Below are 10,785 nucleotides of genomic sequence, written 5' to 3'. Positions count from 1 at the left end.
CGCTGGTGACCTCCCTGGTCCATGCGGACGTCACCGCCGCCGAACCCCGGAGCTCGTGCCGGTATCCGTTTCAGTACCCGGAGAGAGGCCACGCGAGGGCGTGCCGCTCGGTGGCACGCCCTCGACGATGCCGGCGGGCGGGCACCCGTCGGGGAGATGTCGATCAGGAACAGGTGATGTTGGACGGGCCTGGGGTGGCGGGCCCGGTGGCGGTGAACCCGACGACGACGGACTGGCCCGCCCCGAGGCTGGCCGCGTAGCTCGGGGCCTTCGCGGTGAAGGTGGTCCCGCTCTGGGTGACCGTGGCGTTCCAGCCGCTGCCGAGCGTCACCCCGGACGGCATGGTCCAGCTCGCCGACCAGTTGTTCCAGGTCGACGTCCCGGTGTTCTTCACGGTCAGCTCCGCCTGGAAGCCGCCGGACCAGGAGTTCGTGATCGCGTAGGTGGTCTGGCAGGTGGTGGCCGTCGGTGTGGGCGTGGGCGTGGGGGTGCCTCCACCACCGCCGCCGACCGGTGGGATCAGGTACGGCTGGAGGATGTCCTGCTTGTCCTGATTGATGGAGATCCAGTCGTCCTTGGCGATGCCGCCGGTGTCACCCGAGTTGGGATTCCACGACCAGTAGGTGAAGGACATGCCGTTCACCCCGGTGCCGGTGTACTTCATCAGTTCCTGGAGCCAGACCTTGTCCACGGCCGCCTGGAGCGTGGTGCCGAACTCGCCCATCATGATCGGGGCGATGTTCTGCTTGTAGAGATAGCCCCAGTACCTGTCCCAGATCGCGGGCATGTTCGCCGGATAGTTCGGCGCGTCGAACCAGGCCTGGTGGTAAACCGAGGTGGCGTATTCGTGGGGCGAGTAGACCAGCCGGTTCGCCACGTTCAGCCGCACGGGGAACTCTCCGGCCTTGGAGAGGTTGCCGCCCCACCAGCCACAGTCCTCGTCGTTGCTCGGGTCGTTGTCCCAGACGTTGGACAGGCCGCCGCTCGGGCAGCTCACCCCCTCGACGAAGATCAGCCAGTTGGGGTTGACCGACAGCACGGCGTTGCCCGCGCGCTCGGCGGCCAGTCGCCAGTCGCGCGCGGTGTCGCCGCACCCCCAGCACGCCCCGGTGGCCGCCGGGTTGGTGCCCTCGGCGTGCGGTTCGTTGTGCAGGTCGGCGCCGATGACCGTGGTGTTGCCCGCATACCGCTGGGCAAGGGCCTTCCAGTCGTTGATCCAGGTGCTCTCCGGCGTCGAGGCGACGTACCACAGGGCCGACTGCCCGGCGGCGGTCGGCCGGTGCCGGTCGAGGATGATCCGCATCCCCTTGCTTCCCGCGTAGGCGATGACCTTGTCGAGGATCTGCAGCGGGGTGTTGCCGACCAGATCGGGATTGACGTAGTCGTTGATGCCGCTGGCGACCGCGCCCGGCTTGAGCGCGTCGTTGGAGAACGGCACGCGCAGGGTGTTGTAGCCGAGCGAGGCCATCTTGTCGATCTGGCCCTTCCACGGGTTGCTCGACCACAGCCCGTGGAAGGTCTTGTTGTCGGTCTCCATGCCGAACCAGTTGATGCCGGTCAGCCGGACCGTCGCGCCAGTGCTGTCGACGATCTTGTTACCGGAGGTGCGCAGGTAGCCGGTACCGGTTCCGCCCGCGGCACCCGCGGGAGAGGAGCCGAGCGCGACCGCCAGCGCCGAGGTGACCACGAGCGCCGCGAGCGCCGCCGGCCACCTGCGAACACGCAGGACTTTCATCAAGAGCCCTTCGGGGACGGGATCTGTACGCGGGGAGAGGCCCCCGCGATCGAAGGTGCGGCCGGTCGCGCTCGCCATGGTTCGGCGCTCACCCCGCTCCCGTCAACCGTGTGCGGGACCGTTCCCACCCCCTCACGGGCGCCCGCGACCCCTCCTAGCTCGCTCTGTACGCTTCCCGTCCCGCCGATCACCAGGTGAAAGTTTCACCCGTCGCGCCACCCGCCGGTCTGCTCACCGGTGGCGGGGTACCACCGCGGCAGGCCGGCGCGACGGGCTCAACCGGTCAGGGCCACCGACACGAGCAGGAGCTGTGCCTCCAGCGCGCGGCGGAAATCGTCGGGCAGGGAGCCCTCCCGGTTCCGGTCGGCGATCTTTCCCCAGATCGAGGTGAGGTCGCCGGAGTCCCGGACGCTGTTGGCCAGCACCTGCCGCAGGTCCAGGGCCACGTCCGGGCGGATCCTGCCCTCGTCCTCCCCCTTCGCCAGCACGGCGTTGAAACTCCGCAGGCTCTGGTTGAGGTTCGGGATGGAGGAGCGGACGGCCTCTGTCCAGGGCGTCTGCTCCACCTCCCGCCCGCCCCCCTTGCGGACGGCGGGAGCGGAAGGGGAGGGGCTGGGGCTCGGCGTCGTGCCCGGTTCGGGGAACGCGGTGGCGGGGTCGAGGGCGGCGGCCGGGAGCGTTCCGCGCCCCTGCGGGCCGGCCACCTGGCCGTCGGGGTAGCCGGTGAGCTGGCTCCACACCAGGCCTCCCACCAGCAGTGTCGTCGCCGTCGCCGTGACCATGCTCCAGCGCGTCAGGGTGCCCCTGCCGGTCGAACGGGGCGGCATCAGGGCTTCTGCCAGGCCGTCCGCCACCTCCTGTGCCTTCGGCCGGACCTCGGGCCGAGGTGACAGGCAGATCTGGCAGAGGGTGCTGATCTGTGCGGGCATCCCCGGCACGTCCGCCATCGGCGGGGGGCCCTCCCGCCGGACGTTCTCGATCTCCTCCCAGGTGCGTTCCGGATACGGGGGGTTGCCGGTGAGCATCTCGAACAGCAGCACGCCCAGCGCGTAGACGTCGCTCGCCGGGTCCGCGACGGTGCCGGTCAGCCGCTCGGGCGCCACATAGGGAGGCGTGCCGTAGTCGGAGGCCCGGTCGTCGCCGTCCTCCCCGATGAACGCCGCGATGCCGAAGTCGAGCAACTTGGCGCCGGTAGAGGTGAGCAGCACGTTGTCGGCGGTGACGTCCCGGTGGACGATCCCCCGCTCGTGGGCGGCGGCCAGCACGGTGGCCAGCCTGGCGGCGATCAGCGCCGCCTCCGCCCACGGCAGCGGGCCCTCGATGATCCGGTCGGCGAGCGGTCGCCCCTCCAGCAGGCGCATCACCACGTAGGCGGCCAGGCGACCGTGCGAGGTCACGGTCTCCCCGTAGTCGTAGACCTCGATCGCGTCGGGGTGGATGAGGCGCGCGGTGGCGCGCGCCTCCCTGCGGATGAGCTCGCGCTCCCCGTGGTCGACGCCGAGTTCGCCGTCCAGCAGCTTGACCGCGACCATCCGCTGCAACGACTGGTCGAAGGCGCGCCAGATGACGCTCATGCCGCCCCAGGCGATCCGTTCCAGCAGCAGGTACCTGCGGGTGAGCACGTCTCCCGCACGGAGTCCGACAGGGTCAGGCGGACTCACGGACCACCAGCTCAGTGGGGAGTACGGGGTTGTCACGGGATGCGCCTGCCGAGCCCATCGAGAGCAGCAGCAGCCTGGTGGCCAGCGCCGCGAACTCCTCCACCGGCTGACGGACCGTGGTGAGCGTGGGGGAGGTCCGCCGGGCGGCGGGGGCGTCGTCGAAGCCGATGACCGCCACGTCCTCAGGCACCCGGCGGCCGGCCCGGCGCAGGGTCTGCAACGCGGCCGCGGCCATCACGTCGGAGGCCGCGAAGACCGCGTCGAGGTGCGGCATCCGGCGTAACAGCCACTGCATGCCGTGCACCCCCGACGCGTGGCTGAAGTCGCCGTACGCGACCGGCACGCCGGTCATCCCGGCCAGGTTGAGAGTCTGCAGGAACCCGTCGAGCCGGTCACGGGCGGCCGGCAGGGCGGGCGGCCCCGCGATGACACCGATGGACCGCCGGCCGCCGAGCAGCAGGTGCTCCGCCGCCTGCCTGCCGCCGTCGCGGTTGTCCATGTCGACATGGGGGAGGTCGATGCCGTCCGGGGGACGACCCGCGCTGCGTACCGGGATGCCCGAGGCGGCCAGGGTCACCACGAGCGGGTGCCTGTCGCGCGCGCCGATCAACAGCACGCCGTCGATGCCTCCGGCGACGAGCGGGGGCGTGGCGATGGTGGAGGTGGCCGCCGTGGCGGTCATCACGGCCAGGGGAACGCCGTGCCCGGTGAGAACCTCCTCGGCAGCGGTGATCATTCTCGCGTAGAACGGCTCGGTGAACAGCCGGTGCGCGGGCTCGCAGACCACCACGGCCACGACTTGGTCGGATCGGCGGCCGGAGCCGCCACGGGGAGCGCGATGCCTTACGTAACCGAGACGCGAGATTGCGTCATGCACCTGCCTACGAGTCGATGTGCTGACTCTGACTGAACCGGTGAGTACCCGGGACGCTGTGGCGGGGGAGACCCCTGCCTCTGCTGCGACCTGGGCAAGTGTGGGTAGATCCGTCATAACTTCCTCCACACCAAGATTCCGCACAGGTGGGAGCGCTCCCAGTGAACCTAGCATTGTTTCGGAAGTGTCAAAAGATGTTTCCGAAAAATCACCACGTGTATGTCAAATTTCCCTGACAAGCCAGTCAGAGGCAAGTATCGCCATGATTACGGAGTCGTACCATTCACCGTTCATGCGCAGTGCGTCACGGCATACCCCCTCCTGGGTGAAGCCGATCTTGCGGTAGACGTGAGCGGCCCGCTCGTTGAACGCGTAGACCTCCAGGCTCACCCGGTGCAGCGGTGTGGAGGTGAAGGTGTGGTCGAGGGTCAGCCGGATCGCCTCGGTGCCGTACCCCCTGCCGTAGGCGCGCGGGCCGATCAGCGCGATGCGCAGGTTGCAGGAGAGGTTGCCGGCGTCGAGCTGGTTGAGCACGATCTCGCCCACGTAGGCGTCGTCCTCGGCGGTACAGATCGCCAGATCCAGCCGGTCGCCGTGGTCACCCCGCGAGCCGTACCAGCTCTTGATCGACTCGAACTCCGGTTTGCCGTGCGAGCCGGTCAGCCGGACGGTCTCGGGGTCGTTGACCAGCTCCCAGAGACCGTCCACATGCTCGGGGCCGACCGGCCGGAGCGTCACGTGCTCTCCGGAGAGCGTGGGTTTGTGCGCGAACATCATTCGGTGTGTCTACCGGCCGAAACCTCGCAGGGCAACCGGATCGCCGGAGGCGCCGGTCCTCAGTCGAGGGGAGAGCGCCTCACCAGGGGCCGTACGGCCCCTGGTTGCCGCCCTTGCCGATCTCCCGCACGGCGGGGCGCACGTCGGCGAGGTAGATGCCCGAGGCGATGACGGACGCGATCGTGAAGATGCTCAGCGTGCTGAGATAACCCACCGCGGCGGCGAAGCCGAACAGGGCCGCCAGCCCCAGGATGACCAGCCACAGGTTCTTGCTCTGCTTGCCGGTGACCGCGAACGCCCGTGCGGGGGTCCTCACCGCGTGGACGAGTGCCCAGCCCGACAGCGCGAACACCCCGACGGCCAGGATCCAGAAGACCAGGTCCAGGGCACCGTGGATTTGGATCATCGTCTCTCCAGAACGCTCGCCTCACCGGTTTCCCTCAGCCTAATGCCGAAAGTCCCCTTCGCGGCGTCATCGGCCTCCACATGCCCGCTCCGGTCGAACACGCTCGGCCGGGGAACGGCCCCCGAACGCGGCAGGACCCGCCCCGGCGGCGCCGGAACGGGTCCTGGAGCTTGACGAGCCCTCGACGGGCTCAGGCCTTGGAGGTGCCGGACCTCGAGGTGCGGGTGCCCTTCTTCTGGGTCGTGGGCCGGGCGGCCGCGGAGAGCTCCTCCAGCTCCAGCGCGGCCTCGCTGCTCGTCTTGGAGACGACCTTGCGGCCGCGGTTGGCGAACTCCTCGTAGAGCTCGGTGGCCCTGCCCGCGAAGTGGTCGGCGTAGTCGCGCGCCTTCACGGGGAAGTCCTTGGCGTAGCCCTCGGCCTTGCCGGCGAGTTCCCTGGCCTTCTCCGGGAGGTCCTTCGCGGCCTCGCGGATCTCCTCGCGGCGGCCCTGCAGCCTGTGGATCCGCTCCGGAAGCTTCATGAGCTTCTCGACGGCGAAGTCGCCGGCCCCGGCGACGGCGTAGAACGGCTTGGACTCGGCGAGCTTCTTGACTTCGGTGGTGATGGGCATGGGTTAACCTTCCTTGGTTTCCTTTGTGATGTGGCCGTTGCTCGGGGGCGCCGCGTAGGGTTTCAACGCGGTGAGATATTCCCCGGGCAGCGGTACCTCGTCGTCAGGCGAGGAGCCCGCGTCACCCTGCCGAGGCTCCGGTGCGGGATGCGCTTTCTGGGAGGTCTGCGCATCCTCGTCCGGAGCCTCGGCCCGGTTCTCCTTGCGAAACGACTCGTAGATGTCGATCAGCACCTGGCGCTGGCGCTCGGTGATGAGGTGGTCGGCTCTGATCGCGGTCAGCACGTCGCTGTCCGGCTCGCGCTCCTCGATGAGACCGGCCTGGACATAGAGCGCCTGCGACGAGATGTGCAGGCCCTTGGCGATCTGGTTCAGTATCTCGGCGCTGGGCTTGCGCAGCCCGCGCTCGATCTGGCTCAGGTAGGGGTTGGAGACCCCCGCCGCCGCGGCGAGCTGACGCAGGGAGATTTTCGCGTGCGTGCGCTGCTCGCGGATGTACTCACCGATCGAGCCGACCTTGGGTAGTGCCATACCTTGAGTCTGCCCCACCATGCTTGCAATTGCAAACGCCATGGCTAACACTTGCAAGCGTTTTGGGGTGAAGTTGTATCAGGATCGGCCGGTACGCCGAGGTGAGGTCAGTGCGGGATCAGCCAGAGCAGCGGGGCCGAGGCCGTCAGGGTGACGGAGAAGGCGACGATGGCGTAGCGGACCCCGAGCGGCAGGATCGGGCCCGGTGTCACCAGGCGCTCGACTCTGGCCATCACGGCGGCGGACGACGAGGTCGCGGCGCCCAGCGCGCCGTGCGGCGCGGGGACGGCGCCTGCCGTGCCGAAGCGCAGCAGGGCGGTCGCCAGGCGGCGTGGGGAGCAGTAGCGGCGGGCGACGTCGTCGGCGGCCATTTCCACCAGCAGGCTGACCTCGCTCTGCGCGTCCTTGACCACGCGCGACCAGGGCAGGGCCCTGCGCAGCGCGGCGAAGGGCAGCAGCACCAGGTCGTGTCGCTCGCGCACATGGGCGGTCTCGTGGGCGAGCACCGCGGTCAGCTCGTCGGCGGAGAGCAGTTTCAGCGCACCCTCGCTGACCACCACCTGGGAGCGGAGGCCGGGCACGCAGTAGGCGGTGGCGCCCGGGTGGTCGAGCACCCGTACACCGGGGACCACCGGGTCCTCCCTGGCGATCAGGGCGAGCAGGGTGCGGTGGCGGTGCCGGGCGCGGAACGTCTGCACGCCCGCGGCGAGGAGCACCATGATCAGCACGGCGAGCGCCGTCAGCCCGGCGATGAGCGCGACGATCCTCGGCAGGTCGTACGGCTGGGGCAATCCCCGGCCGCCGCCGAACGCGGAGGCGGCGAAGCCGGCCAGCCCGTGCAGCACGCCCTGGCCATAGGGCTCCAGCGCGTAGCCGAGCAGAGCGCCCGTCCCGGCCAGCCCCCAGGTGACCCCCAGCGCCTGCCACAGCACGATGGCCACGTGCGGAGCGCGGTAGGTCCACCGTGCCCTGGTGAACCGCCAGGCGCCGACCGCGCAGGCCAGGGCGAGCGTCGCCAGGGCTGCCGCGGTCATTTACTCGTCCTCCAGCTCCTCCTCAAGGCCGGTCAGGGCCCTGCGCAGGATGTCGGCTTCGGTGCCGGTGACGGCCTGGGCGAACCGGGTGAGGGCCGCCGACCGGTCACCGGTCAGATCCAGCGCCTCCAGCATAAGCTCCGCGACGTAGGCGTCGCGGCTCTCCGCGGACGCGTACCGCCACGCGCGCCCGTCGCGGGTGCGGACCAGGAAGCCTTTGCGGGTGAGCCGGTCGAGCACGGTCATCACGGTGGTCGGCGCCAGGTCGCGGTCGGATATCAGGCGTCCGACCTCCCGTGCCGTCACGGGGGATGATTGTGCCCAGATGATGTCCATGATGCTGCGTTCAAGCTCGCCGAGACCCTTCACACCGTCAAGACTAACCCCCGCACCACGAGGGGTAGTACTACGGGTTGTCGAGTGATGCGTTTCACGGCGTACCCGCTCGTCTCACGCGCTTCGCTCAGGGCGCGGCAGATTCTAGCCGGTCATCTCGGGGCGACCGCGGCCCAGGGGAGGGTGATCTCACCGAGCCGCCAGCGCGACCGGCCGCCGAGCGGGGGGCGCTCGGCCAGCGGCCAGGTCGCGGCGAGCGTCTCCGCGGAGGCGATCCAGCGCTGGCGGGAACCGTAGGAGCCGAAGGGCGCGTTGACCGCCCAGGCGTGGTCGAAGTCACGCAGGAAGGCGTGGACGGGCTCACCGGGGACGTTGCGGTGGATGAGCGTCTTGGGCAGCCGGTCGGCCAGATCCGAGGGGCGCTCGAAGGAGTCGAAGCGGGCCGAGAGGGTCAGTGTCCGGGGACCCGAGCGGTCGAGCCCGACCCAGACCGCGCGGTGGCCCACCTCCGAGCAGGTGCCCTCGACGATCACCCCGTCCGGCGCGAGCCGCTCGCGGAGCATCGCCCAGTACTCCCACGCCTGCGCCTCGCCGTACTGCCGCAGCACGTTGAAGGCCCTGACCAGCAGGGGCGGCCGGTCCACCGGCAACTCGAAGCCGCCAAGCGCGAAGGACAGCCCCGGGCGCTCGTGGGGTCTGGCCGCCGCGACCCTGGCCGGGTCGATCTCGATGCCGACGACCTCGACCGAGGGGCAGATCCGGCGCAGCCGCAGGAACATCTCCAGGGTCGTGGTGTGCGAGGCCCCGTAGCCGAGGTCGACCACCAGCGGGCGGTCGGCGGCGCGCAGCAGACGGCCGTGCGCGGCGACGACCCACCGGTCGGCCCGCCGCAGGCGGTTGTGACCGGTGGTCCCCCTGGTGATCTCCCCTATCGGCTTGGACATGGTTCAGACGCGGTGGAGCTTGTGCTGGGCGGCCTGGGCCCGGGGGCGCATGACGAGGCGGTCGATGTTCACGTGGGCCGGCCGGGTCACGCACCAGGCGATGGCGTCGGCCACGTCGTCGGCGGTGAGCGGGCCGGGCACGCCCCGGTAGACCTCGTCGGCGGCGGCGGAGTCGCCGCGGAAGCGGTTCAGCGAGAACTCCTCGGTATGGACCAGCCCGGGGGCGATCTCGACGACCCTGACCGGCTGGCCGACCAGCTCCAGCCTGAGCACCTCGGTCATCGAGGTCTGCGCGTGCTTGGCCGCGTTGTAGCCGCCGCCGCCCTCGTACGAGACGAGCCCGGCCACCGAGGTCAGCATCAGCAGCACGCCGTCGCCGGACTCGATCAGCCGGGGCAGCAGCGCCTGGGTGACGCGGAGCGTGCCGAGCACGTTGACGTCGTACATCCGCTGCCAGTCCGCGACGTCCCCGCTCGCCACGGGCTCCAGGCCGATCGCGCCACCGGCGTTGTTGATCAGCACGTCACAGCGGTCGAGCGAGGAGGCCAGCTCGTCCACCGACTCCTGCGACGTCACGTCCAGGGTGACCGCGCGGATGCCGGGCACCTCGGCGGCCAGTGCCTCCAGCCGCTCCCGGCGCCGTGCCGCGGCCACCACGTCGAAGCCCTCCGCGGCCAGCCGGCGGGCTGTCGCCTCGCCGATCCCACTGCTGGCCCCTGTCACCACAGCTGTCCTCTTCATGACCCTCCATCCTGCCAGGACCACCCCGCACGGACCCTTCTGCGGTGATGTGTCGGGAATGTTGCGGATTCTCAGGTGGTTGAGCCCACTCGGAGGTGGTGTCGGTGAGGCGACGGCGGGTCAACCGAGTCGCGACGATCAGCATGCACACGTCCCCCCTGGACCAGCCGGGAACCGGGGACGCGGGCGGTATGAACGTCTATATCGTCGAGGTGGCCAAACGCCTGGCCGAACTCGGGGTGGAGGTGGAGATCTTCACCCGGCAGACATCCCGGGACCTGCCACCGGTCGCGGAGATCGTCCCGGGCGTCTCGGTCCGCCACGTCACCGCCGGACCGTACGAGGAGCTCGACAAGGGCGACCTGCCAGGCCAGCTCTGCGCCTTCCTGTCGGGCGTGCTGCGCGCCGAGGCCATGTACGAGCCGGGCCGCTACGACGTCATCCACTCCCACTACTGGCTCTCCGGCCAGGTGGGCTGGCTGGCCAAGGAGCGCTGGGGCCTGCCGCTGGTGCACACCATGCACACCATGGCCAAGGTGAAGAACCTCCTGCTGGCCGAGGACGACAGGCCCGAGCCGACGGCCCGGGTACTGGGCGAACAGCAGGTCGTGGACGTCGCCGACCGTCTGGTGGCCAACACCCCCGCCGAGGCCAGTGATCTCGTCGAGCTGTACGGGGCGGCCCCCGCCAGGGTCGAGGTGGTCAACCCCGGCGTGAGCCTCAGGGTCTTCCAGCCCGCCTCCAAAGGCGCGGCCCGGCACAGGCTCGGGCTGCCGCAGGATGCCCACGTGCTGCTCTTCGTGGGCCGCGTGCAGCCGCTGAAGGCCCCGGACGTGCTGCTGCGCGCCGCGGCCAGGATGCTCCTCGAAGATCCCTCGCTCAGGTCGAGACTGGTCGTCGTCTGCGTCGGCGGCCCCAGCGGCAACGGCCTGGCCAGGCCCTCGTACCTCACCGACGTGGCCGCCTCGCTGGGGATCTCCGACGTGGTCAGGATCGTTCCACCGGCGCCCCAGCACGAGCTGGCCGACTGGTACCGCGCGGCCGATGTGACGGTCGTCCCCTCGCACAACGAGTCGTTCGGCCTGGTGGCCCTGGAGTCCCAGGCATGCGGCACCCCCGTGGCCGCCGCGTCCGTG

General features: G+C 70.2%; 12 protein-coding genes. 1 reads left to right on the top strand and 11 read right to left on the bottom strand.

Features of this window, described 5'->3' with window-relative positions; genetic code table 11:
* Positions 1-163: 163 nt before the first annotated feature.
* From ABZ260_RS36930 to ABZ260_RS36880, 11 genes are all read right to left on the bottom strand, one after another.
* On the bottom strand, positions 164-1,735 hold the full coding sequence (locus ABZ260_RS36930) for a cellulase family glycosylhydrolase (RefSeq protein WP_355626827.1): 1,572 nt from the start codon (positions 1,733-1,735) through the stop codon (positions 164-166).
* A gap of 275 nt (positions 1,736-2,010) precedes the next feature.
* Positions 2,011-3,357, bottom strand: a complete 1,347-nt coding sequence (locus ABZ260_RS36925) for a serine/threonine-protein kinase (protein ID WP_355626825.1) — start codon at positions 3,355-3,357, stop codon at positions 2,011-2,013.
* Between the two features lie 25 nt (positions 3,358-3,382).
* Positions 3,383-4,387 carry a LacI family DNA-binding transcriptional regulator gene (locus ABZ260_RS36920; protein WP_355626823.1) on the bottom strand — a complete coding sequence of 335 codons (1,005 nt, stop codon included), beginning with the start codon at positions 4,385-4,387 and terminating at the stop codon, positions 3,383-3,385.
* A gap of 105 nt (positions 4,388-4,492) precedes the next feature.
* Positions 4,493-5,047, bottom strand: a complete 555-nt coding sequence (locus tag ABZ260_RS36915; protein WP_355626822.1) for a GNAT family protein — start codon at positions 5,045-5,047, stop codon at positions 4,493-4,495.
* 79 nt (positions 5,048-5,126) lie between these two features.
* Positions 5,127-5,453: a DUF2516 family protein gene (locus ABZ260_RS36910; protein WP_350911224.1), complete on the bottom strand. Its 327-nt coding sequence runs from the start codon at positions 5,451-5,453 to the stop codon at positions 5,127-5,129.
* Positions 5,454-5,643: 190 nt separating this feature from the next.
* On the bottom strand, positions 5,644-6,063 hold the full coding sequence (locus ABZ260_RS36905; RefSeq protein WP_355626820.1) for a hypothetical protein: 420 nt from the start codon (positions 6,061-6,063) through the stop codon (positions 5,644-5,646).
* A 3-nt stretch (positions 6,064-6,066) separates the two neighbouring features.
* Positions 6,067-6,594 (bottom strand): helix-turn-helix transcriptional regulator, encoded by a 528-nt coding sequence (locus tag ABZ260_RS36900; protein ID WP_350911228.1) that lies wholly within the window; start codon positions 6,592-6,594, stop codon positions 6,067-6,069.
* Between the two features lie 107 nt (positions 6,595-6,701).
* Positions 6,702-7,628: a M56 family metallopeptidase gene (locus tag ABZ260_RS36895; RefSeq protein ID WP_350911230.1), complete on the bottom strand. Its 927-nt coding sequence runs from the start codon at positions 7,626-7,628 to the stop codon at positions 6,702-6,704.
* The gene (locus ABZ260_RS36890) at positions 7,629-7,997 is read right to left on the bottom strand and encodes a BlaI/MecI/CopY family transcriptional regulator (RefSeq protein WP_350911232.1); all 369 of its coding nucleotides are present in this window, start codon (positions 7,995-7,997) and stop codon (positions 7,629-7,631) included. It abuts the gene before it with no gap.
* 119 nt (positions 7,998-8,116) lie between these two features.
* A complete protein-coding gene (locus ABZ260_RS36885; RefSeq protein WP_355626818.1) occupies positions 8,117-8,908 on the bottom strand; it encodes a class I SAM-dependent methyltransferase in 792 nt (263 codons plus the stop codon).
* Positions 8,909-8,911: 3 nt separating this feature from the next.
* Entirely contained in the window at positions 8,912-9,649 is a 738-nt protein-coding gene (locus ABZ260_RS36880; RefSeq protein WP_355626816.1) for an SDR family oxidoreductase, read from the bottom strand.
* 98 nt (positions 9,650-9,747) lie between these two features.
* Here ABZ260_RS36880 and mshA point away from each other — a divergent pair.
* Positions 9,748-10,785, top strand: a 1,038-nt coding sequence (gene mshA, locus ABZ260_RS36875; RefSeq protein WP_355626814.1) for a D-inositol-3-phosphate glycosyltransferase, incomplete at its 3' end; no start/stop codon positions are given.

The sequence above is a fragment of the Streptosporangium sp. NPDC006013 genome (assembly GCF_040614275.1).
Taxonomy (GTDB): Bacteria; Actinomycetota; Actinomycetes; order Streptosporangiales; family Streptosporangiaceae; genus Streptosporangium.
The sequence above is the reverse complement of the archived record's forward strand: the minus strand, read 5'-3'. Positions and strand labels throughout refer to the sequence as shown.

Excerpts from the sequence above, each read along its gene's own strand:
- ABZ260_RS36930 (WP_355626827.1), bottom strand. The coding sequence starts at position 1,735 with ATGAAAGTCCTGCGTGTTCGCAGGTGGCCGGCGGCGCTCGCGGCGCTC.
- ABZ260_RS36920 (WP_355626823.1), bottom strand. The coding sequence starts at position 4,387 with ATGACGGATCTACCCACACTTGCCCAGGTCGCAGCAGAGGCAGGGGTC.
- ABZ260_RS36915 (WP_355626822.1), bottom strand. The coding sequence starts at position 5,047 with ATGATGTTCGCGCACAAACCCACGCTCTCCGGAGAGCACGTGACGCTC.
- ABZ260_RS36910 (WP_350911224.1), bottom strand. The coding sequence starts at position 5,453 with ATGATCCAAATCCACGGTGCCCTGGACCTGGTCTTCTGGATCCTGGCC.
- ABZ260_RS36905 (WP_355626820.1), bottom strand. The coding sequence starts at position 6,063 with ATGCCCATCACCACCGAAGTCAAGAAGCTCGCCGAGTCCAAGCCGTTC.
- ABZ260_RS36900 (WP_350911228.1), bottom strand. The coding sequence starts at position 6,594 with ATGGCACTACCCAAGGTCGGCTCGATCGGTGAGTACATCCGCGAGCAG.
- ABZ260_RS36895 (WP_350911230.1), bottom strand. The coding sequence starts at position 7,628 with ATGACCGCGGCAGCCCTGGCGACGCTCGCCCTGGCCTGCGCGGTCGGC.
- ABZ260_RS36885 (WP_355626818.1), bottom strand. The coding sequence starts at position 8,908 with ATGTCCAAGCCGATAGGGGAGATCACCAGGGGGACCACCGGTCACAAC.
- ABZ260_RS36880 (WP_355626816.1), bottom strand. The coding sequence starts at position 9,649 with ATGAAGAGGACAGCTGTGGTGACAGGGGCCAGCAGTGGGATCGGCGAG.